The sequence below is a fragment of the Occultella aeris genome (assembly GCF_902703175.1).
GTDB classification, from domain to species: Bacteria; Actinomycetota; Actinomycetes; order Actinomycetales; family Beutenbergiaceae; genus Occultella; species Occultella aeris.
The window spans coordinates 1-26,436 of record NZ_CACRYJ010000015.1 but is presented as its reverse complement, the minus strand read 5'-3'; the positions used below and the strand labels follow the sequence as shown (position 1 = coordinate 26,436).

Genomic DNA, 26,436 nt, shown 5'->3' with positions numbered 1-26,436 from the left:
GGTTCGCCGCGGGGGTGGCGGTCGACGGCGGGCCGGGTTGGGCCGCGGGCTGGTTCAGCGGCATCGCCGCGGGCTGGGTAGCGTCGGAGCCGTCGTCCGGCGCGCTCGCGGCGGGGGCCGTGCCACGACCGCGGTGGCCGCCGAGGAAGTTGGACCGGGCCCGCGGGGACGGACGGCTGGGTGGTCGGGTCGGCGCGACGCCGGTCTCGATCCCGTCGCTGCCGACCGCCCGTGCGACCGGGAGCTCCTCAGCGCCGACCGCGGTCCGGGACACGACCGTACCGCCGACCGGGGTGGGCGACGCCCAGTCCTCTGACGCCGGATCCCAGTCCGGTACGACGGGCGTCGTAGCTACCCGGCCGCCGGGAGCCTGAGCCTGGCCGGGAGCCTGTGGACCGGAGGCTGCCATGCCGTCGGCTGCGGTCCGGGTGAGCATGGCCAACGGACCGCGACCGCTGTCCCCGATCAGGCCGATCGGCCGCGGTGGCGCTGCGGGGCTCGGCATGGCCAGGACCGTCCCGCCCGCCGGCGCACCGGAGCGGACCGTGCCGGAGGCGACAGCCCGGGCGACCACCGGGGGCACCGACCCGGGCGCTCCCGCCGACACTATGGTCCGTACCGGCGCAGACGTCCCCGCCGACGATTGGGTACCAGCCGACGCCTGTGCACCCACCGGCGACCGGGCACCCACCGACGTCTGTTGGGACGCGGCACCGGCGACGACCGCCGCCCCACCGACCGACGCGACGGGGAACTCCATCCTCGGCCCAGCCGGACCGGGGATGGCGATCGAGCCCGGCGGGGGGTCCGCAGGAGCCGTATCCGTCGCGACCGAACCGGCCATGGCCCGCTGCGCGAGGATCCCGGTGTCGGTGGCGACGCTGCTCGGGTCGCCGAGTACCGCCGCATCCGAGCGGGTGCCGTCGCTCGATTCCTCGCCGGACGGATGCGCCGTGCGGGGGGTAGCCGGCGCCGAGGCCGGGTCCGCGCCCGTTCGAGTGTCCGTGACCCCGTCGGGACCGGTCGGGTGGACCGGTGACGCGCGGTGCTGGTCCTCCGAGGCTGCGGAGTCCGGTGATCCGGCCGACCGCTGGACCAGCGGGTGTTGCTGCTGCGCGACGGAGTCCGGCACCCGGTCTCCCTGCGGCGGTGCAGCGGCCCCGGCTGCGGCCGGGGTCCGGTTCCACTTGTCGGCCACGCGCTGCAGCGGCGCGAGCGTCGATCGCTCCGCCGCAGGGTCGGACCCGACAGGGGTCCCGGACCGGTCGACCGCTGTCGGCCCGGCGCCAACTGTCGGCCTGGCGCCAACTGTCGGCCCGGCGCCAACTGTCGGCTCGACGCCCGTCGTGGCCGTGGCTTCCGCACTCTGCGCCGACGTGGCATCCGAACCCGCGGCGATCCGCTGTACGGCCGCATTCGCCACGCCCCCGCGCGCCTTCCGACCCTCGGATTCGTCAGCTCGGGAGCCTACGCCTCCCAGCGCGCCCGGCAACGTCCCCGGCGCTTCCGGCACCGCCGACTGCGCGAGCAGCAAGGGGGCGTGCGGTGGATCGACCGAGGGGACGATCGGCGGATCCACCGCACGCGGCTCGGGACCGACGCTGCCCACGATGGGGACCTCCGTCGGCAGGGCGACGATGCCCGGTGTCACGGCCGACGTTGGTTCGCCGCGGGCCGCCGAACCCACTTGCTCCGCGCCTGACTCACTCGACTCGACGCGGATCGATGCACCTGTCGGCCCCGGACTCGGTGTCCCGGTCACCGCTTCACCTGTCGATGTGGACCGTTGGAGTGGCAACGGCGCCGTGGCTGGACCGGGAGATGCGGCGGGACCGGCAGAGCCCACGATCGGTCCGCCCGCGGCACCACCCGGTGGCGGCCCGAGCGTTCCCGGCGTCGGCCCGAGGACACCCGCAGACGCCGGCGACGACACCGCGTCCGCAGGCGATGCCGGGCTGAACCCGGAGGCCGACCCGGGCGACGCCGCACCTGTCGATGTGGACCGTTGAAGTGGCAGCAGCGCCGCGGCCGGACCGGCAACAGTGGCCGAGTCGGGAAGGCCGGCGGGACCGGGACGGGCGGCGGGACCGGCAGAACCCACGATCGGCGCCCCCGCGGCAGCACCCGGTGGCGGCCTGAGCGTTCCCGGCGTCGGCCCGAGGCCAGCCGCAGTCGCCGGCGACGAGCCAGTCGAGGCCCGGGCGGCGGTGGGCCCTACCACGGTCGATGGGCTCAAGGCCCGGGCCGCGTCGGCCTGCGGGGCCAGCGGCGCGGTCACCGGCGATGGCCCCGCGCCCGGTGACGTGGCCGGAGTGGGCCCGGCGGTCGGCCCGACCGGAGCCGAAGACGCGACGACGGCGTCCCGCGCGTCCGCCGTCGGCAGCGGTGCACCGAGCCCGAGGCGCGGGGGCACCCCCTCCGACGCCGATCGCGCGAGCGGCGCGGGCGCCGTCGGGCCGGTCCGCTGCAGGGGCGTGCCCGCGGCACCGATCCCCTCGTGGCTCGACGGCTGCTGTGGCTCGGCGACGATCGGCACGAACGTGGCATTCCCTTCGGTATACCCGACCGGGTCGTCGGCGACCGGCTCGGGCTCCTCGGGTCCGGCTGCGGGCCCCGCCGGGTCACTGGCGCCGTCATCGCGGAGCCCGTGCTCCGGCCCTGGATCGACCGGGGCGGGCGTATCGGGAACGACGGAGGGGCGGGACACCGGCAGTCCGCGCACGTCCGCGCCGGCGCGGGTCAGCGCGCCCGCGGCGCCGAGGGCGGCCCGCTGGACGCGCGGCGAGGGCGGTGGCGGCGGCAGCAACGGGAGTTCCCGGGCTTCGCCGCGTTGCGTCGGCACGCCGGTGGTCCCAAGACCACGGCGATCGCCGTCGACGAGCCCCGACGGTGCGGACGCGTCCACGAGGTGGGTCATCGGCCCCGTGAACGCCGGCGACGACCAGGAACTCAGGGAGTGCTGGAACGCCGTCGGGCCGTGCACCAGCTGGACCGGCTCGATGGTGCGCTGCAGCGGCGGGAGGAACGCCCACCCTGCCGGCCCGGGCTCAGCTGCCGCCTCGCTGGCCGGCCCGGGCGAGGGGGACGGCGCAGCTGGCGATGCCGGTGCTGCCTTCTCCTTCGCTCGTTGCCAGGGCCATCGCATGGCTCACCTGTCCTCGGAGAGACGCCGGTTGATGTCCGCGATCTCGGACACGAAGCGCAGCCGTTGCGGGTGCTCCAGATCGAGGATCTCGTCACGGGACCAGTGGAAGTGGTAGGCGACGTACGCGACCTCCTGGTAGATGCGATCGGCCGCGTACGTCACGATTCCCCCAGGCGGCCACCCGAGAGGTCGAGGGTGAACCGGTGCGAACACGACGGACAGGTGACCGCCGCCCGGGTGTGCCCCTCGGCGTTGATCCGCCGGTAGAAGTCCTGCAGGAACGCCACGTCGGAGGCGAACATGTTCTCGACCACGTTCGCATTGACGACCCCGAGGGTGCCGAGCGAGGTGATCACCCGGCCCAGCAGCACCACCGTGGTGAACGCCGGGTTCTCCTGCACCCGCGCGTCATAGAGCGGCAGGAGCTCATCACGCGCCGTCGCGAGGCGCATCGTGCCCCGACGATGCACCGTTCCGTCGCCGTCCATGAAACCGCGTGGCAACTCGAAGTCGAACTCGGTGCGCAGCGCCGAGCGATCCGGAGCAGCAGGCTGGAGGGCCTCCTGGTCCGGATCGGCCGGCGCCGACGTCGCGTGTGTGCGCTGCATCAGGCGATCGCGACCTCGTCGTAGCAGACGGTGGCCTTCTCGGTCGCCTGCTCCGTGGCTCCGGCCTTGAGGGAGGTCACCTCGAGGCTCCGGACCCAGCAGTTGGTGAAGTTATAGGTCATGAGCAGCCCGTCCTGGTAGTCGAGCAGCTCGACCGCGGCGGTCTTGCGTGACCCGGCCATGTCGCCCTGCATCACGGTCTTCAGCCAGTCGCTGATCGTCTTGGAGTCGGTAAGGCCCCGGGTGACGGTGAACTCCCCCGGCTTGGGACGGCCGACCATCTGACGGACGACGTACTTGCCGTCCTTCATCTGCTGTTTCATCTCGATCTTGTCCACCTCGGACTTCAGGCCGCCGACCTCGATCACCTTGGGGATCTCGATGCCGTCGATGGTGACCCTGAAGGCGTAGGCGGAGGACGAGTCGAGTGGGTCTGCGAGTGGCATTGTTCGGCTCCTTCTATTCGCTCACGAGTGATGTGCCGCCGGAGAACTGCGACAGCTGGAAGATCACGAACTCGGCCGGCTTCACCGGCGCGATCCCGATCTGGCAGACGACCTGGCCGGCATCGATGCCCTCCGCCGGGTTCGTCTCGTCGTCACACTTGACGAAGTACGCCTCGTCGGGGGTGCTGCCGAACAGGGCGCCCTTGCGCCACTCGTTCACCAGGAACGCCGAGATCGTGCGCCGGATCCGGGCCCAGAGGGCTCGGTCGTTCGGCTCGAAGACCACCCATTGGGTGCCACCGAGGATCGACTCCTCCAGGTAGTTGAAGAGCCGCCGCACGTTGATGTAGCGCCACGCCGGGTCGGAGGAGAGCGTCCGCGCACCCCAGACCCGTACGCCCCGGCCCGGGAAGGTCCGAATCGCGTTCACGCCGACCGGGTTGAGCAGGTCGTGCTCGGCCTTCGTGATCTGCGTCTGCAGGGTGATGGCACCGCGCACGACCTCGTTCGCCGGGGCCTTGTGCACGCCACGTTCACCGTCGCTGCGGGCCCAGATGCCGGCCATGTGGCCCGACGGCGGCACGAACCTGGTCGAACCGTCACCTGGGTCGAAGATCTTGACGTACGGCCAGTACAGCGCCGCGTACTTGGAGTCGTAGCCGGCGCCACCGACCCGCCAGTCCTTGACCTGCTGCGCGTTGAGGTTCGGTGGTGGGTCCAGGATCGCCATCCGGTCGCCCATCAGCTCGCAGTGGGCGATCATCGCCAGCTGCACCGCCTGGAACGTCTCCAGGTCGATGGCCTCCTGCTCCAGCGCGGCGACAAGGTCCGGGACGGCCACGATGGTCACCTCGTCGATGGCCTCGAGGCCGCTGAACCCGGTGCGGTCGGCAGCGTCACCGATGTAGTCATCGGCGCCGAGGTCGGTGGTCGACGGCGGCTCCGGCTCGGGCTCGGGGGCGACGAGGGCAGCAGTGCCCTTGTCCGGCTTGGCGAGTGCGCTACCGGAGGCCACCTCCTCGATCGTGATGAGCTTGGAGTGCTGGTTCACCTTCGTCGCGACGTTGTCCGCACCGCGCTTGGTCGTGACGTTGTCGAAGGTCTCCGTCTCCTTGCCCTCGACGTTGATGACCAGCTTGAACTGGTCGTCCGGCGGGTTCTCCCCGCCGGCGTCGGCGACCTCGACGCTGACCTTCTTGCCCTTCGGCGCGTCATCCTTGGCCACCACGCGGTAGCCGCCGATCTGGGCGTTGGCCGGCCCTGCGGGCAGCGCCTTCGGCGCCCGCGACCGACCCGACTTGGCGCCGTCGGCACCGTTCGCGCCGATCCGGACGACGTAGCAGTTGCCGCCGCCGTTCAGGAAGTACCCGTACACGGAGTGGGCCAGGTACGACCCGGAGATGAAGTCCCCGAAGGTCTCGGAGAACTGGGTCCAGTTGGATACGAGCGTCGGCTCGTTCACCGGGCCCTTCGCAGCCAGGCCGACGAATGCTGCGACTGAGGTACCGACCCCTTCGATCGGTCGTGACCCAGCCTCAACCTCCTCGACATATACGCCTGGCGAGAGATACGTCGGCATGTCGCCTCCTCGGGCGCTTCGATGGTGGAAAGGCCAGCCTGCCGGGCACCGGGGGCGGGCACAGTGTCCGCGCGGACGAGCAGTCGGGAAGCAGCGGGTGCGCGAACGGGCACCCGCGGCTCACGCCTCGAGCTGGTCCTGGTCCGCTTCGCGCTGCACGAAGGCTCCTTGGAGCTCCTCCTCCTCGGCCTCGCGCTGCACGAACGCCCCTTGGAGCTCCTCCTCCTCGGCCTCGCGCTGCACGAACGCCCCCTGGAGCTCCTCCTCCTCGGCGCCCTCTCGCTGCACCGGCGCCGGTCCGGACATGACCCGTTCCGCATTCGCCGCCGCCTCCCGCTCGAACCGGTCGGACGGGTCGCTGACACGCACCCCGTCACCGGTGGACGTGCCGTCCACCGGACCGTTGCGCTGCTGCACCACGTGGGTGAGTTCGTGCGCGAGCATCGTGCGTCCGGCCTGGGAGCCCGGGTCGTACCGGTCCCGCTGGAACACCACGTTCGAGCCGACCGTGTAGGCGTGCGCGTTGACGGCAGCGGGCGAGTCGCTGGCGGCCCCGTCGGTGTGTACCCGGACGTCGCTGAAGTCCTGCCCGAGGCGCGCCTCCATGTCGGTGCGGACGCCGTCATCGAGGGCGCTCCCGCCACCCGACCCGACCACGTCGAGGACCGGGGACCGCTCCTGCTCGACCAGCTCGGACACGCCCGCGTTGCCGATCGCGCGCTGCAGGCGGAGGAGCCCCACGGAACCGAGCAGGTCCGGCCGGCCGGGTCGCGCGGACCCCGCGGACGCGCCGGAATCGTCACTGGTGCGCCTGGTCGAGCCCGGCCGGACCGGGCCGATCTCGTCGGCGTGGTCGTGGCTGTGCATCACACACCCCTCTTCTTCACGCGGAGTCCCGGGTCGGTGGACAGCGATGCTGCCACCTCCCGGCCCTGCGGCACATGCTCGCCGGTGCGCCCGATCGGGCACCGCGAGGGGACCGTCCGGGCAGCCCGGCCGGGTCCCTCAGCGCCGTCGGCGGCCCGCTGGGGCACCGGGTCCCGAGCGCACGCCGGGCGCGGCCCGGTCAACCGATGAGATCCCAGTACCTGCCGAACTCGGCGGGCAGGCTGAGGCGCCCCATCTTGCGGTACTCACGCTGCACGGCCGTGACGAGGTGGCCCATCCCCAGCGGGGCGCCGTCGGCGGCGGCGAGGTAGGCGGCGGTGACCGCCGAGGAGCGGATCGCCCCGCCCGCGAGCGCGAACGCGTCCGCGCAGAACTCGAGGTCGAGGTCACTCGACCGGGGCACCACGGTGCCGAGGCAGCGGTCCCAGAGCGCGAGCCGGTGGCCGGGGTCGGGGAGCGGGAAGTCCACCAGCACGTCGAGCCGTCGGGTGAACGCGTCGTCGATGTTGGCGCGCAGGTTCGTGGTCAGGATGAGCAGACCGTCGAAGCTCTCGATGCGCTGGAGCAGGTAGGCGCTCTCGACGTTCGCGTACCGGTCGTGGGCGTCCTTGACCTCGGAGCGCTTGCCGAAGACGGCGTCCGCCTCGTCGAAGAGCAGCACGGCGTTCATCCGGGCCGCACCGGCGAAGATCCGCTCGAGGTTCTTCTCCGTCTCGCCGATGTACTTGTCCACCACGGTGGCCAGGTCCACGACGTACAGCTCCAGGCCGAGGTCCCCGGCGACGACCTCCGCGGACATCGTCTTCCCGGTGCCGGAGTCCCCGGCGAACAAGGCGGCCACACCGTGCCCGCGGCCACCGCCGGGTCGCATCCGCCAGTCGCCGAGCACACGTTCGCGGTGCCGCGCGCGCAGGCTCAGCTCCCGCAGACCGGTCAGCGTGGCCGGCGGGAGCACCAGGTCCTCCCAGCCGACGGCCGGTTCGATCCGGCGGGCCAGCCGGTCCAGGGCGGTGCCGTTCTCCGCCCGGGCACCGCGGCGCAGGTGCTCGGCCGCGATCCGGCCGCCGTCGAGCCGCGCCTGGACCTGGGCCGCCCGCGCGGCCCGGACCACCTGTTCGGGGTTCAGGCGGTACTGCGAGGTGGCCGCCGCGACATCCAGCGTCTGTGCGTCGAACGGCGCGCCGTCGTCCGGCTCCCCCTCGCCCGCGCTCGGGGGTGCCCCGTCGGTGCCCGGGGTACCCGGTTCGGAGAGGGCGAGCGCCCAGAGCCGGGCCCGTTCGGCGTCCGTGCTGGCCGGCGCGTCGACCAGCAGCGGCGTCCGGGGCGCCCATGCCGGATCCCACGGGGCGGCACCGACGAGGAGCACCGGCAGACCGGGGCATCCGGCAAGGCCGGCAAGTCCGGTTCGCGCCGCGGGCGCCTCGCCGAGCGCCTCCACGGGACCGGCCACCAGGCCCGCCCCACCGAGCATCGCCTCCCGCACCGCCAGGTCCACGAGTTCGGCCGGCTCCGCCCCCGCGGCCAAGTGCTGCAGGTCGAGCACGACGGCGTCCCGACCGAGCGCACGGAGCGCACCGATGGCGAGCAGCCGGCCCGAACCGGTGGCCGCCTCGCGCACGTGGATGAGGTCAACCCCGGCGTCGAGCGCGCGGGCCAGCGGGGCCACGTCGCCCCACACGGCGTCCGAGGCCGGCACCAGGGCACCGGCAAGTGCCGGGTCCGGGTTGTCGTCGCCGAGCAGATGAGCGGCCACCCGGTCCGGTATCCGCAGGGTCCGTACCGGCAGCGGCTGGTCGGCGTCGTCCACCCGCACCAGGCGCCCGGTGATCAGCGGACCGTGCACGAGATGGGCCCGGGCCGCGCCCGAGCCGAGCGGCCGGCCACACAGTGTCAGCGCCGTCGCGACGGTCGGCCGCCGCCGGGTCACGTCATCGTTGAGGTAGCCGAAGAGCTGCCCGAACCGGGGATCGACGTCGGCGGCCAGCGCGAGCAGGAGCAGGTCGACGTCGAGCGCGTCGAGACCGAACCGGTCCGCGACCTCCCGCAGCCGCAGCCGTGCTCCGGACCGCAGCGCGGCGTCCGCCGCGCGCTCGCACTCCGTCAGGCGCGCGGACGCCCTGGTCTGGACCGGTGGTTCCGGGCGGCGCTCGAGGATCGTCTCGACCGCCTCGTCGCTGAGGTAGAGGCCTCGGAAGGGATCATCGGGCTGCGGGTCATGGGCCCGCCGCTCGGCGACGAGGCCACGGATCCGCTCCTCGATCACGCCGAGGCGCCCGAGCAGATGCGTGATGCTCGGCTCCTCCCCGGCTCTCCTGCCCGGCGCGACCCGTCCCACCGCCGGAGTCCGCTCAGGATCGGTCGTCAGGCGCTCGGCCTGCGACGGCTCGACCCGGGCCGGGTCCTGGGTCGTCGTCACCGGCGCCGCCGCGCGCGGGCCTTCGGCGACGCCGGAGCCGACGGTTCCTCCGCGCCGGCAGGCGCGGTCACCTCGGTGCGCGGCGGCGGACTGTGCTTGCGCCGCCCGACGTCCGCTCCGCCGTCGGGCACCACGTCCCGTGCATCGAGGACCAGCGGTTCGCGCACGGGCGGGCCGGTCGCCGGGCCCGGCCGCACCGCGAGCGGCGCCACCACGACCACGTCGATCGACGGCTTCAGCTCCCCGCCGAGCGCGCTCCACACATCGGCGAAGCCACGGTCCTCCGGGGGCGGCAGCCCGACGAGCAGCTGCACGAGCGGGTCCGCGCCCGGCGGAAGCACCAGGTCATGGTCCGGGAGGACCTCGTGCTGGACGAGATGGGCGAGCACCACCTCGAGCAGCCGGTGCTCGTCCTCGGGCCGTTGCGTCCACGCCGTGACGAGGTAGGACATGCGGAAGTACCGCGGCGGGTGGGAGCGGGTGACCCCGTCCGGCGTCCGCGTCTCGATGGTTCCCCGGGTCCGCCGGCGCAGGTCCTCGCGCAGGTCGTAGAGGTAGAGGTTGACGGTCGGGGCGTTGCGCCGCGCGGCCCACTCGGTCGTCGGCGCGTCGAGGACCACGTCCGCCTCGGCGCCGCCAAGCGCCGCACGCACCATTGCCCGGAGGGCGGCGTCCACCTCGGTGATCATCGAGTCAGCTCCTGCCGAGGAAGTTGGGTGCCTGGATGGACCTGGGGACCACCAGCAGGGGGCCGCGGACCTCACCGAACGCGCCGGCCAAGGAAATCGCGATGACGTCCCGCTCCCCGAGCAGATCACGGGAGACGAGCACCAGCGGGACGACCAGCCGGCCCTCCGCACTGACCACATACGGCCCCGGATTGACCGTGATGCCCTGGCTCCAGGTCAGCATCACCGCCTGCCCGGGTGGGAAGTTCTCGCCGTAGGCCAGGACCGCGTCGCCAGGGCGGGCCACCGACGGCAGCAGCCGGATCTCCGGCTGGAGGACCGTGACGACGGCGCGCGCGGCGTCGTTCGTCGGGTCGACGTCCACACCGGCGCCTGCGCCCGGCCCCACCGCGACGGCCGCGGTGACCTCCCCGGGCTGCGCCGGCCCGGTCGGGAGCAGGCCTGCGACCAGCACTGCGGACTCGCCCGGCGCGAGCGGGCCGACGGTACACACCCCGGCCCCGGTCAGGCAGGCCACCGCCGCAGGGTCGGCGATCGGTGGCGGCGTCGCCGACGGCACCCCCGAGACCGATGGGGCGACGGCGGCCGGGTAGCCGGTCGTGACCGTCGCCTCCGTCACGGGCGCGGTTCCGGAGTTGGTGACCGTGTAGGTGGCGAGCACGCTCTGGCCGCCGACCCACGCCGTCGGGGTGCTCAGGGTGAGCGTGACGGCCAGGTCCACCTGGCCGTCCGTCGTACCAGGCACGCCCGAGATGTTGATCGTGGTCGCGACGGAGTTGTTGTCGACGTCCCGGTCGGGCCCACCGGGCAGGACCACGGCGGTGACCTCCGGGTTCGTGCCCGGCACCCGGCCCAGGACGGTGATGGTCAGGATGCTCACGCCGAGCGGGCCGAGCGGCTCGGTGGGCAGACACGTGAAGACCAGGTCATCGAGGGTGCAGCCCGGTGGCGGCTCCCCGAACTGCAGCTCCGCCGGTACTTCCAACAGCACCCGGTAGGTGGCCACCGGGCGCTGCCCCTCGTTGCGGACCGTGAGAGTGAGCTCGCTGGCGCCACCGACCGGGACCACGTTGGGGCTGGCGGTCATCGTCAGGGACAGGTCCACGTCCGGCTGGACGGTGGGTTCGGTCTCGGGCCCGGACTCCTGGGTGACGACGCGCAGTCCGGTGCCATCGGGGGCGATGGCATAGATGCCCCAGTCGTTCGCAAGACCCGCCGGTTGCCCTGCGAGGTAGATTTGGGACCCGTCCGGCGACCACGCCGGATCCGTCGCCGCCGATAGGAGCGCCCGGCTCGGCGTCGCAACCTCGCCGGGCCCGAACCCGACGAGCGGAGTGACCGTCGAGACCGGCCCGGTCCGGTCGTCCGGGTTGAGCGCGATCAGGCCGATCCCGCCGCGAAGGTCGAAGGCGTCCTCGGACATGCCGAACGAGGGAAGGTTCGCATCGGCGAGCGCGATGACGGTGCCGTCCGGGGACCACGCCGGGGAGCGTCCGGCGACAGGCACCGGGAAGCACCCGGTTCCTTCGCAGTCCTCGGCGAGATGACTGATCGGAGTCAGGACCGGCGACCCGGGATCGGAGAGGTCGATCAGGGTGAGTTGCTGGTCGATCCCGCCCACGGCCGCGGTCGAGAAGTCCGTCCAGCCGGTTACCGCAAGAGTGCGGCCGTCCGGTGCCCAGCTGGGCTCGGCGAAGTTGCCGTCGTCGAAGGGATCGGTGATCTGCACGGTCTCGCCCACGGAGCCGTCCGTCACGAACTGCGCCGTCATGATCTGCTCGGTGACCCCCTCGCCCGCGTAACGGCGCTCGAACGCGATCCGGGTCCCGTCCGGGGACCAGGCGGGGTTGACGTCCACGGCAGGCAGTCCGGACCCTTCACCGGTGCCGGGGTCCCAGGCGTAGCCGAGCGGGGCGACGGCGCTGCCGTCGGCGGCGGCGAGCATCAGGCGGCGGCCCACCTGCTCGTCCTCGGTGACGACCTCGCTGCTGAACACGAGCCAGGCACCGTCCGGCGAGTAGGCGGCGGCGCCGTCATCCTGCTCCGTGGAGCCTGGGAACACCCGCGCTCTCTCTCCGGTGGCCGCCTCGACGTCCCCGACATCGTCCGGGACGGGCCCGGCGGTTGCTCGCAGGATCGTGTCGATCTCACCCTGGTCGGGAAACCCGGACGGCGGGTCGATCCAGGCGGCGTGGGACTCGGCGACACCGGGTGTGGCGAACACGGGGTAGGACTCACCGGCGGACGCCTCGAAGTCTTCGAACTCGAAGACGTCGATCGAGAGCTCGGTCGCGAAGACGTCACCGTACGGGTCGTACTCGGCGCTGGTGAAGGTCAGGACCGCCTCACCGCCCTGGAAGCCTCCCTCCGTCTCCACGGTGACCGGCTCGCTGCCCTGTGGGGCCGTCAGTTCCGAGTTCGCCCAGGGATCCTCGACGGAGTCCTCCCACATCTCGGGCGACCCGACGAGGTAGATCAGGGCGATCGACCCGTCGGGACGGTAGCGGGTGGTCCCGAATGCGAGGACCGGAACCTGTGTCTGCCCGGCCCACGTCACCTCGGTCGCGCTGGGCTGCACGTCCGCGCCGGGATCGTCGGTGATCCGGATCGGCTCCGCGTCGATCTCCGCAGTGTTCACGATGTAGAGATCCCCGAGCGGGTCCTCCCGTGTCGAGGAGAACGCGAGATCCCAGGAGAACCCGAAGCCCACCGGCAACCAGGTCGGCCACACGTCGTCGCCAGGGCCGCGAGGCACGGTATCGACGATCCCGCCGGTGCAGGGCGGATCCCCGATCGTGGCGATATCGATGCGCCAGGTCTCGTCGTCGCTTCTGGTGGCGTACGCGACCCGGATGCCGTCCGGCGAGACAACGGGGTGGGAGACTCGCGCGTCGTCGCAGGTGATCCGGATCGGGTCGCCCTGGTCGTACCGCACGTACACGTCCCCGACCGTGGACTCCGTGGTGCCCACCCAGGAGGAGGCGGACGTCGCGGCGGAGCTCACCGTGAACGTCGTCGAGAGTTCGCGATCGCCTTCGGACCCGGGGACGGGTTCCACGTCGGGGCCGGCGAGATACTCGACCCCGCCGGCCGAACCGATGCTGTAAGCGGCCTCCACGAGCCCCCCGGGCCCCTGCGTGAACGCGACCCGCGTCGCGACCGCGTCCGGGGCCGGCAGTTCCGCCGTGACCGGCGGCATCGGCACGCCGGCGACCGCGGCCGGGGCGAGCAGCCCCAGCGCCGCAGTCACCGCCAACGTCCGTGCCATGTCCCTCTTTCCTGAATCCGGCTCGTCCTACTCGGGGGACAGGCCGATCGCCGCATCGAACCCCACGGTGCCCAATCGGAGCGCCCACGTCAGCGGCACCGGGCCCGCCCCGCGCGCACCGGTGCCTGCCCGATCGGGCAGGCGTCCGCGCCCACCGGGTCCCGCCTAGATCAGGCCTTCACGCAGCGCATACGCGACGGCGTGCGACCGGTTCCGTAACTGGAGCCGCGTCGTGACGTCGTGCAGCACGTTCTTCACGGTGCGTTCGGAGTAGGCCAGGTGCTGGGCGATCTCGGCCGTGTCCAGACCGTCCGCGATCAACCGCAGCACCTCGATCTCCCGGGTCGCCAGACCGGTGAAGGTCAGCCCCCGGGGACGCAGCACCTGCCGCTGCAGCGTCCCCACCTGGTCGAGCAGCCGCCCGAGCAGATCCGGCGGCACGCTGCCCTCCCCGACAGCGGCGCCGGTGATCACCTGCACCAGCCGGTCCGGCGTCGCCTCGCTGCGACGCACCAGACCGACGGCCCCGGCCTCCACCGACGTGACCACGTCCGAGCCGTCCAGGGTGCCGGCCACCAGGACCGGCCTGCTCAGTCCCCGGCGATGCACCACCCGGATCGTCCGGAGCGCATCCTCATCGACCGAATCCGTGACGACCACGACCACCCGCGCCTCATCCGCCTCATCCGACCGAAGGACCCGAACCTCGGGTCGTGGCCGGAGCGCACTGACCACGCCCGCCTCCGAGATCGGGTCGCGGGCACTCACCCACACTTCTACGCGTTCCATGTCCAGTTGTCCCATCCCCCACCCGATCTCTGATACCGAGTGCTCGAGTACCAGTGTGCTCAGCGCACTGATCGTGCAATCAACGCTGACTCACCGGGCAGCAGCGTTGCCCGCATGGCCCGCCTCCCGGGCGGCCCGGGAGGACCGCGCGGGAATACGGTCGAGGCCATGACGACCTTGGCGAAACTCGACTCCACGAGCCTGCGGCTGGCCGCCGGCTCTGAGGCCGTGGTGCCGCTGAGCATCCGCAACACCGGCACGATCGTGGAGGGCTACCGGATCGAGGTGCTCGGCACCCCCGGCGCCTGGGCGACCGTCGAGCCGGCCCAGATCGACGGCCTCTACCCGGACACCTCCACCACGGCCTCCATCACGTTCCGGCCACCGAAGGACGGAACGGTCCCTGCCGGTTCCTTCGACTTCGGCGTGCGCGTGGTGCCGATGGAGCACCCCGAGGAGGCCGTGATCCCCGAGGGGGTCGTCGAGGTACTGCCGTACCTGGACACGACCGCAGAGCTCGTGCCCCGCTCCTCACACGGGCGTCGCGGTGCGACGCACCAGGTCGCCGTCGACAACCGCGGAAACGTACCGGTCACGGTGAACCTGGCCGGCACCGACGACAAGTCCCAGCTCGTGTTCAGGATCCAGCCGCCGCAGCTGGTCGTAGAGCCGGGTCAGGCCGCCTTCGCGAAGGTGCACGTCAAGCCGGTGAAGTCGTTCTGGCGTGGCCCGGACGTGACCCACCCGTTCGTGGTGTCCGCCGCCGCGGATGCGACCAGCCCGGTGGCCCTGGACGGCTCACACGTGCAGACGGCGATGCTGCCGAAGTGGTTCTTCAAGGCCCTGCTCGCCCTGCTTGCGCTGCTCGCCCTGCTGGCGCTGCTCTGGTTCACGGTGCTGCGCCCGACCATCGAGTCCGCCGCGCAGGCCGCCGTCGCCGAGGAGCGCCAGGAGGCCGTCGAGGCGGCCGAGCAGGCCCAGCAGGCAGCGGCACAGGCTCAGGAGGCCGCCGCCGGCGCGCAGACCGCAGCGGAGACGGCCGGGAACTCCGCCGCCGCTGCCGAGGAGCGCGTCGTCGAGGTCGAGGAGGCGGTGACGAACATTCTCGGCGGCTCCGAGATCGTGGTCCCGGCGAGCCTGCGCCTCCAGGTGGACACCGGGCAGGGCGCCACGGCCACGACCTCGCACACCGTGCCGGAGAACACCACGCTCCGGGTCACCGACTGGGTGTTCTCGAACCCACAGGGCGACTTCGGCCGGGTGGTCGTGCGGCACGGGGAGACGATCGTGTTCGACCTCGCCCTGGAGAACTTCCGCACGGTCGACTTCCACTTCCAGTCCCCGCTCGTGGTGGCCGACGGCGAAACCCTGGATGTCACGGTCACGTGCAGTCAGGTGGGGGCGCCGCCCGCCGTCGATCCGCCGACGACCTGCGACACGGCGGTCCTGATCGGCGGCACGAACGCCACGCCCGCGCCGCCGGCCACACCCTAGGCGGCGGCGCCATGCCCATGGGACCCGCGCTGCGCGCCGGCGACGTGGCACTCTGCTCCCTGTTCGACGGGCCGAAGCCGCATGTGGGCGGCCCGATCACGCCCGCGGCCACGGTCCCGACGGTGCTCATCGGAGGGATGCCCGCGGCCGTGGCGAACAACATTCCCGGCGGGGTCGCCTGCGTCTCGCCGGCCCCGAACGGGATTGCCATGGGCTCGGTCACCGTGATGATCGGGAACTTCCCAGCCGCTCGGCTGGGCGACCTGACCATGCACGGACAACCCATCGCCCCCGGGCCCGGCTGCCCCACCGTCATCATCGGCGGCTGAGCACCCTGCGCCGACTCGACCCGCCTCACCAACGGGACCCTCCGCCGTCGGGCGTGGTGGAACACGCGAGGGCCCGGCGTCGCAACGCCGGGCCCTCGCGGGTACTGCTGGGTACTACGTCAGGCCGGGACGACCTGGATGTCCACCGTCGCGGAGACGTCCGTGTGCAGACGGACCTTGACGGAGTGGGTGCCGAGGGACTTGATCGGGTTGCCGATCTCGACCTTGCGGCGGTCCACGGACGGACCACCGGCGGCCGCGATGGCCTCGGTGATGTCCGTGGTGGTGACCGCACCGAAGAGCCGGTCGCCCTTGCCGGCGCGGACCTTCACGACCACGGGCTTGGACTGCAGCGAGTCACGAACCGAACGGGCGTCCTCGATGGTCGAGATCTCGCGCTTGCGCCGAGCCGCCTGGATCTGGTCGATCTGCTTCTGGGCGCCCTTGGTCCAGCCGGTGGCCAGGCCACGCGGGAGGAGGAAGTTGCGGGCGTACCCGTCCTTGACCTCGATCACGTCGCCGGGAGTGCCGAGGCCGGTGACCTCGTGGGTGAGAATGAGCTTCATGGTGTGCTCCTCCAGCCTCAGCGAGCAGAGCTCGAGTAGGGCAGCAGAGCCATCTCACGGGCGTTCTTCACGGCCCGGGCGATCTCACGCTGCTGCTGGACGTTGACACCGGTCACGCGGCGCGCACGGATCTTGCCGCGGTCCGAGATGAACTTCCGCAGCAGCACGGTGTCCTTGTAGTCGATCGGCCCCTCGAGCTTGACGGCCTTGAGGGGGTTCGCCTTCTTCTTGATGATGGGCTTGCGCGACTCACGCTTCGCCATGGTGGTACTCCTTCGCTACTCGCGCGTCAGGCCCGTGGGCCGCGCGCGATCAGATGATGATCTAGAAAGGGGGCTCGTCGCCGAAGCTCGAGCCGCCCGTTGCCCACGGGTCGTCCGCGGGAGCGTTGCCGCCGCCGCTGGTACCGCCGCCGTTGCCACCGCCGCTGTTGCCGCTGTAGCCACCGCCACCGCCGCCGCCCTGGAAACCGCCGCCACCGCCACCGAAGTTGCCGCCGCCACCGCCGCCACCACGCTGGGTGCGGGTGACCTTGGCACTGGCGTACCGCAGCGACGGGCCGACCTCGTCGACCTGAAGCTCGACGACCGTGCGCTTCTCGCCCTCGCGGGTCTCGTAGGAGCGCTGGACGAGCCGGCCCTGAGCGACGACGCGCATCCCCTTGGTGAGGGACTCCGCGACGTTCTCCGCGGCCTCACGCCAGATGGAGCAGCGCATGAACAGGGTGTCGCCGTCCTTCCACTCGTTCGACTGGCGGTCGAACTGGCGGGGGGTCGAGGCGATCGTGAAGTTCGCCACGGCCGCACCGGACGGCGTGAACCGCAGCTCGGGGTCGGCCGTGAGGTTTCCGATCACTGTGATGACGGTGTCGCCTGCCATGAACGCTCCTTCTTCGGTTGGCGGTCAGTCGCGCTCAGTGCGCGTCGGGACGGATGAGCTTGGTGCGAAGCACGGACTCGTTGAGCCCGAGCTGACGATCGAGCTCCTGAGCGAGCTCGGAGGTCGCGGTCAGATTCACCACGGCGTAGATGCCCTCGGACCGCTTCGCGATCTCGAAAGCCAGGCGGCGCTTGCCCCAGATGTCGATCTTGTCGACACTGCCACCACCAGTGGTGATGACGCCCAGGAACTTGTCCAGGGACGGAGCAACGGTGCGCTCGTCGATCTCGGGGTCGAGGATCACCATCAGTTCGTATTGACGCATGCTTGAACCCACCTCCTTCGGACTTTACGGTCACGGTCTCTCCGTGACAGGAGGGTGCTGCGTGCTCCCCGGGTCCGCCCGAACACATGGATGACCATGGCTGCGGACGAGGGGGAATACCCGACCAGCCTACCGGACCGTCACGACCCCGACCGACGCGCGGTCGCAGGTGTGGACAACGTCACGGTGCCGCCAGGGCGGGATCAGGGGTCGGTGCGGCCCGGCGGCGTGAACAGGTCACCCCAACCGGGCAGCCCGGTGCCGTCCGCCGGGGGGTCGGTCGGATCGGTCGGTTCGTCCGTGGGCTCCTCGGTCGGCGTCTCGGTCGGCTCCTCGGTGGTCGGTTCCTCCGTGGGCTCCTCGGTCGGCGTCTCGGTCGGCTCCGGCGTGGTCGGCTCCTGCGTGGGCTCCTGCGTGGTCGGCTCCTCGGTCGGCTCCGGCGTGGTCGGCTCCTGGGTCGGCTGCCAGGTCGGCCGCTCCGGCTCGGTGCGTTCCGGGAACTCCTCGACCGGCAGGTCCGCGACCGCCGTGGTCATGTACTCGGTCCAGATGTCGGTGGGGAACGACCCGCCGGAGATCGGACTGACGCCACCGAACCCGTCCACCATCGAGACCTCCTCACCGTTCTCGCCGACCTGGTACATGGCCACGGAGGTGGTGATCTGGGGGACGAAGCCGACGAACCAGGCGGACCTGTAGTCGTTCGAGCTGCCTGTCTTGCCTGCCGCGGGGCGACCGATCTCGCTGGCGGTCTCCCCGGTGCCGCTGTCCACGACCTGCTGCATGGCGTAGGTCGCGTCCGCGATCACGTCCGCCTCGAACTCCTGCTCGCCCTCCGACCCGCCGGTGTAGAGGACCTGACCGTCACCGGTCGCTGCGGAGGCGACGATGAAACGGTCCCGATGCACGCCGCCGGAGGCGATCGTGGAGTAGGCCTCGGCCATGTCCGCCGGGTGCGCTGCCGCCGGGCCGAGCACGTTGGCTGGCACCGGGTCGATCACGGTCTCCTCCGGGATACCCAGCCGGTGCGCGACGTCGACAAGCCGGTCGGGGCCGACGTCCGAGTTCAACTGCACGTAGACGGTGTTGACCGAGTTCTCGGTGGCCTCGACCAGGTCGATGTTGCCGCGGTTGACCCGGTCGAAGTTGCGCACCTCGTAACCGTCGACGTCCATCGGCGAGTAGCTGGCATACCGCTCCTCCAGTGAGACGCCGCTCTCGAGGGCGGCGATGAGGCCGAACACCTTGAAGGTCGAGCCACCCTGGGCCACGTCCTGGGTTGCCGCGTTGCGCTGGATGGTCAGATAGTCCGCGCCGCCGTAGAGCGCGACGATCGCGCCCGTCTCGTTGTCGATCGAGGTCAGCGCCACCCGGACCCCCTCGGGGGTGTCCTCGGGCACGTTCTGCGAGGCCGTGATGGCCGCCTGCTGCAGCTCGGGATCGATCGTGGACACGATGTCCAGGCCACCGCCGTCGATCTGGTCCGCGGTCAGGCCGGCTTCGAGCAGTTCGGCCCGGATCATCTCCAGCAGGTACCCGGTGGGTCCGGCGTAGGTGTCGGTGCGGGTCGGCTCGATCGTGGCCGGGAACTCCTGGGCGTTGCGCTCGGCCTCGGTGATGAAGCCGCCGTCGACCATGTAGTCGAGCGTCCGGTTCCAGCGCACCTCCGCCTGCTCCGGACTGACGGCCGGGTCCCAGTTGGACGGCGACGGGATGATCCCGGCGATCAGCGCGGACTCGGACAGGGTCAGTTCTGCGGCGGAGTGACCGAAGTACTCCTGCGCGGCTCGCTCGATCCCATAGGCACCCCGGCCGAAGTAGATCGTGTTCATGTAGTTGCCGAGGATCTCGTCCTTGCTCTGCTCACGGTCGATCTTGATCGCGAGGATCGCCTCCCGGAACTTGTCCGCGTAGCTCGAGGTCTGACCGGTGTAGTACCGCTCGACGTACTGCTGGGTCAGGGTCGAGCCGCCCTGGGTCGGGTTGCCGCGGAGGTTGTTCCACAGTGCCCGGGCGATCCCGATCGGGTCCACCCCTGCGTTGGAGTAGAAGCGCCGATCCTCGGAGGCGACGATGGCCTGGCCGACGTGGTCCGGCAGCGCGGAGGGATCGTCGATGATCTCCCGGTTCACCTCGGCGAAGGTGCCCATCGGCGTGGTCCCGTCCGCGAAGTAGACGGTGCTGCCCTCGGCCAGTGCGACATCCTCCGGCTCGGGCACGTCGGTCATCTGGTAGGCGTACACGAACAGACCGACGCCGAGCAGGAGGAACGTCACAAACGTGCCGAGCACGAACCGCCAGCTCGGCAGCCAGCGGTGGATGGGGCCCTTGTTCGGGCGCGGGTAGTTCCAGAACCGGCGGGGCTGCTGGTACGGGCGGCCCTTGTAGCCCTTCTTGGCCGCGGCCTTCCGGCTGCCATTCGCGGAACGGCCCGACGGCGCAGCGGCGCTCCTCGTGGTCGTGGTCCTTCTCGTGGTCTGCTCCGGGCGCGCCGTGGCGGTCTTCTTCCACTGGGCTCCGGAGCCGGCACCGGAGGCCGGCGGGATCACGGGCGGCCGCTTGCCGCTCGAGGAGGTCGCGGCGGGTTCGGCGGGGCTGGATCCCTGGCGGCCACGCACGCTCCGACGGGTCGGCGGCGTCGCCGGGTCGCGGGGGTCTGGAGCGCCGGGACGTCGTCCTTCTGCCACGTTCGAACCTCTCTGATGGGTCACGCCGGTACCCATCCGGCGGGCACAAGCGCCTCCCAGTATGCGTCCGAAGTCTGGGAGAACGCCGGATCCAGGCCAGTTTCACCGGCCCCACACAGGATCCGCCCCTCGCCGGTGACCGCCGCCACAGCCGACGCCGAGGACCCGCCCATGGCCCTGGCACCACTCGGGTCCCTTGACGCCGAGCTTGGATTCGATGTATCAATTCGATACATCGGAGGTGTATGTGGCGTCACGTGGTGAGGTGCTGGAGCTGGCCATCCTCGGCCAACTGCGTGGTTCACCGCTGCACGGATACGAGTTGCGCAAGCGCCTCAACGCCACGCTCGGGATGTTCCGGGCGTTGTCCTACGGGTCGCTCTATCCGTGCCTGCGCGCGCTGCAGACCGGGGGTTGGATCCAACCCGTCGACACGGCGGCGCTACCGCACGCCCTGGCCGGCAAGCGAACCCGGATCGTCTACGAGCTGACCGACTCCGGGCGGGACCGGTTGGGCCACTCGCTCGCCCGGGCCGAGCCCGCCGCCTGGGATGACGAGACCTTCGATGTCCGGTTCAGCCTGTTCTCCGACACGGACGCCGAGACCCGGCTGCGCATTCTCGAGGGGCGCCGGATGCGCATGGTCGAGCGGCACGAGGTGATGCGTCAGCACGCCCAACGCAGCCGCGAGCGCCGGGACCGCTACACCCTGGCTCTGCAGCAGCACGGCCTCGACCAGATCGAGCGTGAGGTCCGCTGGCTCGAGGACCTCATCCACGCCGAACGGCACCCGGACGCACCGACCGCGCCCACGCCGTCGGACGCCACCGGCCCACCGCCCACCCGGCCCGGACAGCCCGGCGCCGAACCACTCACCACGACTTCAACCACCCACAGCAAGGAGCAAGGATGAGCACCATCCGCGTGGCCATCGCCGGCGTCGGGAACTGCGCCGCCTCCCTCGTCCAGGGCGTGCACTTCTACGCCGGTGCGGACCCGTCCGCCAGCGTGCCGGGCCTCATGCACGTCGAGTTCGGTCCGTACCACGTCCGCGATATCGAGTTCGTCGCCGCGTTCGACGTCGACGCGAAGAAGGTCGGCTTCGACCTCTCCGAGGCGATCGGAGCGAGCGAGAACAACACCATCAAGATCTGCGACGTGCCGCCGCTGGACGTCCCGGTACAGCGCGGGCACACCCTCGACGGCCTCGGCAAGTACTACCGCGAGACCATCGAGGAGTCCGGCGCGCAGCCCGTGGACGTGGTCGCTGCGCTGCGCGAGTCCGGCGCGGACGTGCTGATCTGCTACCTGCCGGTCGGGTCGGAGGACGCCGCCAAGTTCTACGCCCAGGCTGCGATCGATGCCGGCGTGGCCTTCGTGAACGCGCTGCCGGTCTTCATCGCGGGCACCAAGGAGTGGGCGGACAAGTTCACCGCCGCCGGGGTGCCGATCATCGGCGACGACATCAAGTCCCAGGTCGGTGCGACCATCACCCACCGGGTGATGGCGAAGCTGTTCCAGGACCGCGGCGTCGTCCTGGACCGCACGTACCAGCTCAACGTCGGCGGCAACATGGACTTCAAGAACATGCTGGAGCGGGACCGGCTCGAGTCGAAGAAGATCTCCAAGACCCAGGCCGTCACGTCCAACGTGGATCACGACCTCGGCGCCCGGAACGTGCACATCGGCCCCTCGGACTACATCCAGTGGCTCGACGACCGCAAGTGGGCGTACGTGCGCCTCGAAGGCCGGGCGTTCGGCGAGGTGCCCCTGAACCTCGAGTACAAGCTGGAGGTCTGGGACTCTCCCAACTCGGCCGGCATCATCATCGACGCGCTCCGGGCCGCGAAGATCGCCAAGGATCGCGGCATCGGCGGCCCGATCCTGTCTGCCGCGAGCTATTTCATGAAATCCCCGCCGGAGCAGTACGACGACGAGACCGCCCGGGGGAAGGTGGAGGCCTTCATCCGAGGCGAGATCGAGCGCTGACCCGGCGCCCCACGCCCCACCCGAACGCCCACCGCCGCAGCCCTCCGGCGGTGGGCGTTCGCACGTGCGCCCGCCGGGCCGCCTGATGTGATGTCCACGTCGCCGCGCACGGAGCCCACTGGCGATCAGTCGTCGAACAGCTCCGACAGCCAGTGCTCCCGACGCTTGCGCGGCCGACGGCGGTCCTCGCGGTAGGGCTCCTGGTAGCCGTCGTACCCGGGGCGCGGCGGAATCGGGTCCAGCCGTGGGGCCGGGAACGGCTCGGGCCTGGACCCTTGACCCCATGGGGCCGCGGGCGTCGACGGTCCCGCCGGGAGTTCCGCGGCCGCCCGGTCGAGGATCTTGTCGAGCTCACCCCGGTCCAGCCAGATCCCGCGGCACTCGGGGCAGTAATCGATCTCGACACCGGCACGGTCACTCATCACGAGCGTCGCCTCGTCGTTCGGGCATTTCATCTCGGTCTCCTCATCTTGCCTCCGTGGTCCAACGAGCGCCGCGGCCAACAGGTTCCCGCCGGGGAGTCCGGGCCATCTTCGGGCCACCTTCGGTCGGTGAGCCCTCGCCGTCGCGCGACGCGGACGGGTGGCAGGATGCAGGCCATGGACGGACCCTTCACCCGGGGCGCGTGGGGCATGCGTACCAACGTGCTACGGCGCGGCCAGGGGCACGACTCGAACCGGGTCGGATACATCGAGCTGTTCTTCGACCTGGTGTTCGTCTTCGCGGTGACCCAGCTCTCGCACTCACTCATCACCCACCCGGACCTGACCACCCTCGCGCACACCCTGATCCTCGCGGCCGCCGTCTGGTACATGTGGATCGACACCACCTGGGTGACCAACTGGCTCGACCCCGAGCGGCTCCCGGTGCGGGCCCTGCTCATCACGATGATGCTGTTCGGCCTGGTGATGTCCGGCGCGATCCCCGAGGCGTTCGGGCCCAAGGCGCTGCTGTTCGCGGTCACGTTCGTGACGATCCAGGTGGGCCGCTCACTGTTCACGGTCTACGCGCTGGCCCGTCACTGGCCCGTCAACGCGGTCAACTTCGCGCGGATCACGATCTGGCTGGCCGTGTCCGGGATCTTCTGGATCGCCGGCGCCCTGGTCGGCGACGACCGGCTGCAGCTGGCCCTGTGGGCACTGGCGGTCGTGATCGACTACTGCGGACCGCGGGCGATGTTCCGGGTGCCGGTGCTTGGCGCGACGGACCCTGCCACCTGGACCGTGCGTGGCGAGCACATGGCCGAGCGGGTCGGGCTGTTCATGATCATCACGCTCGGCGAGTCGATCATCATCACCGGCTCGGCGTTCGCGGAACTGGAGCTCACCCCGGTCACCGTCGCCGCGTTCCTCGCGGCCTTCGCGAGCACGGTGCTCATGTGGCTGCTCTACTTCGACCGCGCGGAGGGCCGGGCCACGGCTTTCTTCGCAGGCTCCGAGCGGACCGGGATGATCGCGCAGACCGGTTACACCTACGTGCCCCTGCTGATGGTCCTCGGCATCGTGGGTACCGCCGTCGCGGACGAGCTGGTTTTGCTGCACCCGACGGGGCACGACGACGTCGGGCACGCCGATCCGTGGACGGCCGGCCTGATCTGTGGTGCCGCGGCGATCTTCCTGATCGGCAACGTGCTGTTCCGCCGCGCTACCGGCCGGGCATGGTCACGCCCGCACCTCGCGGGAGTGGCGGCCCTCGCAGTGCTGTACGCCGCGCACGCGGTGCTCGCGCCACTCGCGATCAACTGGATCTCCAACGCGGTCCTCCTCGGCGTCATCTGTTGGGACCTGGCCGGCACGGGCGAGCCGGCCGGGTCAGCCCCGGAACCGGCATCGGATCGGTGAGGAACGGCGTTCACCTGCCTGCCACCGCCGGTTCAGCAGCGTCCAATAGGGTGCTCGCGTCAACCATTCCACCTGGTCAGGAGCATCATGCACGTCTATGCACACCGCGGCGCGTCGATCGAACTGCCGGAGAATACTCTGGCCGCGTTCGCGAAGGCGCTCGAATACGGCGCCGAGGGAATCGAACTCGATTGCTACAAGGCGAAGGACGGCCGCATCGTCGTCATTCACGACGACACTCTCGACCGCACCACGAACGCCACCGGTCCGGTGAAGGACCGGACGTCGGGGGAATTGCACCAGGTGGATGCGGGTCAGGGTGAATACGTGCCGACCCTGGACGAAGTTCTCGCCCTGGTCACCGGGAAGATGCGCGTCAATATCGAGATCAAGGACCCCGAGGCGGTGGACGGTGTGCTCGAGGCCGTCCAGGCGTTCCCCGACCTCGACTGGTTCGCGTCGTCCGGGCACTGGGACGCCCTCACGCAGATCCACGAGCGGACCGGTGCGCAGGTGTACCCGCTCACGATCGGGACGAAGGAGAACGCCGAGGCGATGCTGGAGCGATACCGCGACCAGGTCACTCCCGAGCAGGCCGCCGCCCTGGAGCGGATCGCGCGGGACTGGACCGACGCCGTCGAGTTCGGCAGGAGCGTGAACGCGCCCGGGATCTCGATCTACGAACAGAACCTCACGCCGGAGATCATCGAGGGCATCCACGCGGCCGGGATGGAGGCGTGGGTATGGACCGTCAACGACCCGCGGCGCGCCATGGAGGTTGCCGCGATGGGTGCCGACGCCATCTGCACCGACGCCCCGCGCGAGATCCTGGCCGCCCGGGACGCCGCACCGGCGACTGCCTGACCTGATTCGTCGCCAGTCGGCTTGCTGATCTCGAGGCTGCGGCTGGGTCGTCCCGCCGGCGAGTCCGCGAGCAGCGGGACCGGCGCTTCCTGGTGGACGGGTCGACCCCGGAACCGACGTCGAGGCGAGCGACGCCGTCGACCGTCATCTGCGGGTCGACCTCGGCCAGTGGGCGCCACGGAGTTCTCCGGCGCCACCGACGAGTTCCCGCGGTGGGCGACGACGAGCGGTGTCACAGGTGCGGTTCGACGTTCTGCTCGAAGGCGCGCTGCAACTCGTTCGTGAGGTCGGCGAAGACGGGCTCGGCGTCCTCGCCGCTGAGGATGATCCGCTCGAAGTGCTCGGAGATGAGCAGGTCACCGCCCGGGAGCAGGGCACGCGCGTAGTCCTGGACCTTCGTGATCGCGAGCTGGTCGATCGGGAGCTGGCGGTCCGGGACCTCGGCGATCGCCGCCTGCATGGTCTCGGTCTCGATCGCGGCCTTGCGGGTCGGCATGTAGCCGGTGGACACGGCCCACCGGGCCGAGTTCTCAGGGGTGGTGAGGTGGCGCAGGAGCATCCCGCCGGCGAGCTGCTTCTCGGGGGTCGGGGCGGAGATCGTGAGCCCGTTCCCACCGGTCGGCACGCGGGGTGCGTCGGCCGGGATGGTGCCCCCGGGCATGAACGCGACGCCGAGGGTGGGCAGCATCTCCCGGTAGGAGACGATGCCACCGGTCGAGCCCGTGATCGCGCCGTACAGGCCGGCGGCGAACTCGGCGGCCGGGTCCACGGCCACCTTGGACCAGGCGTCCGGGCCGTGGAACGCGTCCCGGTAGAAGTTGCCGACCCAGAGCGCCTCGTCGGTGTCCAGGGACCACGCCCACTCGTGGGAGAACGCCGCATCGTGCGCCCACATGATGCTCTGCCCGGTCCAGGCGGTGTTGGACGGCCCGGGGGCACTCCAGCCCATCGCGGCGCCGTCGGCCGGGAGCACGGACTGGATCTGCGGCGACCACTCCTGGAACTCGGTCCAGGTGTCGGGGCCCCGGTCCGGCAGGCCCGCGGCCTCCCATACGGCCTTGTTGTAGTAGAACATCGGCGTCGAGCGCCCGTACGGCACGGCCCAGTGCTGGCCCTCGAACTCGTAGTCGCCGTAGAGCGCCTCCTGGAAGTCGTCCACCTCGACCTCGAGGTGCTCCAGCAGCCTGTCGACCGGGATCGTGTTACCTGAGGTCAGGTACTGGAACCAGAACACGTCCGAGGCCTGTGCGACGTCCGGCTGCTCGCCCGTCCCGGCCGAGGCGCGGAAGTTCTGCGCCAGCTCCTCGTACGAGCCGCCGCCGGAGATGTGGTTGATGACGATGCCGGTCTCGGCGGTGAACTCCGCGACCAGCTCCTGCTCGAGCTCGGTGCCCTGCTGCAGGGACATGAACGTGATCTGCTCGGCCGGCTCGGTCGTGGACCAGTCGGTCTCCGCAGCCGTCTCGGCGTTGCCGCCACCGTCGCTTGAGCCGACGGACGGACCGGAGCAGGCCGCGAGGAACCCGGCCCCGAGACCGAGCCCACCCAGTTGCAGGAGGCTTCGGCGGGACGGCTGGCGGAGGGACTCGGGCAGGATGAGGCCGCTACGAGAACGCATGGGGGAGTACTCCTTG

Annotated in this window: 22 protein-coding genes and 1 pseudogene; 6 read left to right on the top strand and 17 right to left on the bottom strand. The window is 71.2% G+C overall.

Features of this window, described 5'->3' with window-relative positions; translation table 11 throughout:
- The 10 genes and pseudogenes from HALOF300_RS04580 to HALOF300_RS04540 form a co-directional block, all read right to left on the bottom strand.
- Positions 1-505, bottom strand: a pseudogene (locus HALOF300_RS04580) (hypothetical protein); the annotation flags it as partial.
- Positions 506-3,148: 2,643 nt separating this feature from the next.
- Entirely contained in the window at positions 3,149-3,307 is a 159-nt protein-coding gene (locus HALOF300_RS26910) for a DUF6760 family protein (RefSeq protein ID WP_163541680.1), read from the bottom strand.
- On the bottom strand, positions 3,304-3,753 hold the full coding sequence (locus HALOF300_RS04575; protein WP_156739727.1) for a hypothetical protein: 450 nt from the start codon (positions 3,751-3,753) through the stop codon (positions 3,304-3,306). Before HALOF300_RS04575 ends, HALOF300_RS26910 begins: the two co-directional genes overlap by 4 nt.
- Positions 3,753-4,199 (bottom strand): phage tail protein, encoded by a 447-nt coding sequence (locus HALOF300_RS04570; protein WP_156739725.1) that lies wholly within the window; start codon positions 4,197-4,199, stop codon positions 3,753-3,755. The genes HALOF300_RS04575 and HALOF300_RS04570 overlap by 1 nt, the downstream gene beginning before the upstream one ends.
- Before the next feature lie 13 nt (positions 4,200-4,212).
- Positions 4,213-5,661, bottom strand: a complete 1,449-nt coding sequence (locus HALOF300_RS04565) for a phage tail sheath family protein (RefSeq protein ID WP_231955013.1) — start codon at positions 5,659-5,661, stop codon at positions 4,213-4,215.
- Positions 5,662-5,898: 237 nt separating this feature from the next.
- On the bottom strand, positions 5,899-6,645 hold the full coding sequence (locus HALOF300_RS04560; RefSeq protein ID WP_156739723.1) for an eCIS core domain-containing protein: 747 nt from the start codon (positions 6,643-6,645) through the stop codon (positions 5,899-5,901).
- A gap of 199 nt (positions 6,646-6,844) precedes the next feature.
- Positions 6,845-9,082 carry an AAA family ATPase gene (locus HALOF300_RS04555; RefSeq protein ID WP_231955012.1) on the bottom strand — a complete coding sequence of 746 codons (2,238 nt, stop codon included), beginning with the start codon at positions 9,080-9,082 and terminating at the stop codon, positions 6,845-6,847.
- Positions 9,079-9,771: a DUF4255 domain-containing protein gene (locus tag HALOF300_RS04550; protein ID WP_156739721.1), complete on the bottom strand. Its 693-nt coding sequence runs from the start codon at positions 9,769-9,771 to the stop codon at positions 9,079-9,081. The genes HALOF300_RS04555 and HALOF300_RS04550 overlap by 4 nt, the downstream gene beginning before the upstream one ends.
- Before the next feature lie 4 nt (positions 9,772-9,775).
- Positions 9,776-13,039: a DUF11 domain-containing protein gene (locus tag HALOF300_RS04545; RefSeq protein ID WP_156739719.1), complete on the bottom strand. Its 3,264-nt coding sequence runs from the start codon at positions 13,037-13,039 to the stop codon at positions 9,776-9,778.
- A 165-nt stretch (positions 13,040-13,204) separates the two neighbouring features.
- Positions 13,205-13,807 carry a response regulator transcription factor gene (locus HALOF300_RS04540; RefSeq protein ID WP_231955011.1) on the bottom strand — a complete coding sequence of 201 codons (603 nt, stop codon included), beginning with the start codon at positions 13,805-13,807 and terminating at the stop codon, positions 13,205-13,207.
- Between the two features lie 189 nt (positions 13,808-13,996).
- Here HALOF300_RS04540 and HALOF300_RS04535 point away from each other — a divergent pair, with 189 nt between their 5' ends.
- Positions 13,997-15,322 carry a COG1470 family protein gene (locus HALOF300_RS04535; protein ID WP_156739715.1) on the top strand — a complete coding sequence of 442 codons (1,326 nt, stop codon included), beginning with the start codon at positions 13,997-13,999 and terminating at the stop codon, positions 15,320-15,322.
- A gap of 11 nt (positions 15,323-15,333) precedes the next feature.
- On the top strand, positions 15,334-15,651 hold the full coding sequence (locus HALOF300_RS04530; protein ID WP_197522308.1) for a PAAR domain-containing protein: 318 nt from the start codon (positions 15,334-15,336) through the stop codon (positions 15,649-15,651).
- 119 nt (positions 15,652-15,770) lie between these two features.
- Here the strand turns inward: HALOF300_RS04530 and rplI are convergent, their stop codons facing one another.
- The 5 genes from rplI to HALOF300_RS04505 all read right to left on the bottom strand — a co-directional run bounded on the left by rplI (position 15,771) and on the right by HALOF300_RS04505 (position 20,108).
- Complete coding sequence (gene rplI / locus HALOF300_RS04525; protein WP_154796424.1) at positions 15,771-16,217, bottom strand: 50S ribosomal protein L9; 447 nt, start codon at positions 16,215-16,217, stop codon at positions 15,771-15,773.
- Between the two features lie 17 nt (positions 16,218-16,234).
- Complete coding sequence (rpsR, locus tag HALOF300_RS04520) at positions 16,235-16,480, bottom strand: 30S ribosomal protein S18 (RefSeq protein ID WP_133105668.1); 246 nt, start codon at positions 16,478-16,480, stop codon at positions 16,235-16,237.
- 61 nt (positions 16,481-16,541) lie between these two features.
- Positions 16,542-17,096 (bottom strand): single-stranded DNA-binding protein, encoded by a 555-nt coding sequence (locus HALOF300_RS04515; protein WP_156739713.1) that lies wholly within the window; start codon positions 17,094-17,096, stop codon positions 16,542-16,544.
- Between the two features lie 34 nt (positions 17,097-17,130).
- Positions 17,131-17,421: a 30S ribosomal protein S6 gene (gene rpsF, locus HALOF300_RS04510; RefSeq protein ID WP_154796426.1), complete on the bottom strand. Its 291-nt coding sequence runs from the start codon at positions 17,419-17,421 to the stop codon at positions 17,131-17,133.
- A 203-nt stretch (positions 17,422-17,624) separates the two neighbouring features.
- On the bottom strand, positions 17,625-20,108 hold the full coding sequence (locus tag HALOF300_RS04505; protein ID WP_231955010.1) for a transglycosylase domain-containing protein: 2,484 nt from the start codon (positions 20,106-20,108) through the stop codon (positions 17,625-17,627).
- Between the two features lie 247 nt (positions 20,109-20,355).
- Between HALOF300_RS04505 and HALOF300_RS04500 the strand changes: the two genes are divergently transcribed.
- Together HALOF300_RS04500 and HALOF300_RS04495 are read left to right on the top strand one after the other, a co-directional pair.
- Positions 20,356-21,021: a PadR family transcriptional regulator gene (locus HALOF300_RS04500; protein ID WP_156739710.1), complete on the top strand. Its 666-nt coding sequence runs from the start codon at positions 20,356-20,358 to the stop codon at positions 21,019-21,021.
- Positions 21,018-22,097 carry an inositol-3-phosphate synthase gene (locus HALOF300_RS04495; protein ID WP_156739708.1) on the top strand — a complete coding sequence of 360 codons (1,080 nt, stop codon included), beginning with the start codon at positions 21,018-21,020 and terminating at the stop codon, positions 22,095-22,097. The genes HALOF300_RS04500 and HALOF300_RS04495 overlap by 4 nt, the downstream gene beginning before the upstream one ends.
- 125 nt (positions 22,098-22,222) lie before the next feature.
- On the opposite strand, the gene HALOF300_RS04490 is transcribed toward HALOF300_RS04495, so the two are convergent.
- Positions 22,223-22,552: a TFIIB-type zinc ribbon-containing protein gene (locus HALOF300_RS04490; RefSeq protein WP_156739706.1), complete on the bottom strand. Its 330-nt coding sequence runs from the start codon at positions 22,550-22,552 to the stop codon at positions 22,223-22,225.
- 144 nt (positions 22,553-22,696) lie between these two features.
- Between HALOF300_RS04490 and HALOF300_RS04485 the strand changes: the two genes are divergently transcribed.
- Both HALOF300_RS04485 and HALOF300_RS04480 read left to right on the top strand, forming a co-directional pair.
- Positions 22,697-23,938 (top strand): low temperature requirement protein A, encoded by a 1,242-nt coding sequence (locus HALOF300_RS04485; RefSeq protein ID WP_197522307.1) that lies wholly within the window; start codon positions 22,697-22,699, stop codon positions 23,936-23,938.
- Between the two features lie 87 nt (positions 23,939-24,025).
- Complete coding sequence (locus tag HALOF300_RS04480; protein WP_156739702.1) at positions 24,026-24,802, top strand: glycerophosphodiester phosphodiesterase; 777 nt, start codon at positions 24,026-24,028, stop codon at positions 24,800-24,802.
- A gap of 232 nt (positions 24,803-25,034) precedes the next feature.
- On the opposite strand, the gene HALOF300_RS04475 is transcribed toward HALOF300_RS04480, so the two are convergent.
- On the bottom strand, positions 25,035-26,436 hold a 1,402-nt coding region (locus HALOF300_RS04475), incomplete at its 5' end, for an extracellular solute-binding protein (RefSeq protein ID WP_231955009.1).

Excerpts from the sequence above, each read along its gene's own strand:
- HALOF300_RS04575 (WP_156739727.1), bottom strand. The coding sequence starts at position 3,753 with ATGCAGCGCACACACGCGACGTCGGCGCCGGCCGATCCGGACCAGGAG.
- HALOF300_RS04560 (WP_156739723.1), bottom strand. The coding sequence starts at position 6,645 with ATGCACAGCCACGACCACGCCGACGAGATCGGCCCGGTCCGGCCGGGC.
- HALOF300_RS04495 (WP_156739708.1), top strand. The coding sequence starts at position 21,018 with ATGAGCACCATCCGCGTGGCCATCGCCGGCGTCGGGAACTGCGCCGCC.
- HALOF300_RS04515 (WP_156739713.1), bottom strand. The coding sequence starts at position 17,096 with ATGGCAGGCGACACCGTCATCACAGTGATCGGAAACCTCACGGCCGAC.
- rpsR (WP_133105668.1), bottom strand. The coding sequence starts at position 16,480 with ATGGCGAAGCGTGAGTCGCGCAAGCCCATCATCAAGAAGAAGGCGAAC.
- rpsF (WP_154796426.1), bottom strand. The coding sequence starts at position 17,421 with ATGCGTCAATACGAACTGATGGTGATCCTCGACCCCGAGATCGACGAG.
- HALOF300_RS04550 (WP_156739721.1), bottom strand. The coding sequence starts at position 9,771 with ATGATCACCGAGGTGGACGCCGCCCTCCGGGCAATGGTGCGTGCGGCG.
- HALOF300_RS04485 (WP_197522307.1), top strand. The coding sequence starts at position 22,697 with ATGGACGGACCCTTCACCCGGGGCGCGTGGGGCATGCGTACCAACGTG.
- HALOF300_RS04535 (WP_156739715.1), top strand. The coding sequence starts at position 13,997 with ATGACGACCTTGGCGAAACTCGACTCCACGAGCCTGCGGCTGGCCGCC.
- HALOF300_RS04545 (WP_156739719.1), bottom strand. The coding sequence starts at position 13,039 with ATGGCACGGACGTTGGCGGTGACTGCGGCGCTGGGGCTGCTCGCCCCG.
- HALOF300_RS04530 (WP_197522308.1), top strand. The coding sequence starts at position 15,334 with ATGCCCATGGGACCCGCGCTGCGCGCCGGCGACGTGGCACTCTGCTCC.
- HALOF300_RS04480 (WP_156739702.1), top strand. The coding sequence starts at position 24,026 with ATGCACGTCTATGCACACCGCGGCGCGTCGATCGAACTGCCGGAGAAT.
- rplI (WP_154796424.1), bottom strand. The coding sequence starts at position 16,217 with ATGAAGCTCATTCTCACCCACGAGGTCACCGGCCTCGGCACTCCCGGC.
- HALOF300_RS04570 (WP_156739725.1), bottom strand. The coding sequence starts at position 4,199 with ATGCCACTCGCAGACCCACTCGACTCGTCCTCCGCCTACGCCTTCAGG.
- HALOF300_RS04490 (WP_156739706.1), bottom strand. The coding sequence starts at position 22,552 with ATGAAATGCCCGAACGACGAGGCGACGCTCGTGATGAGTGACCGTGCC.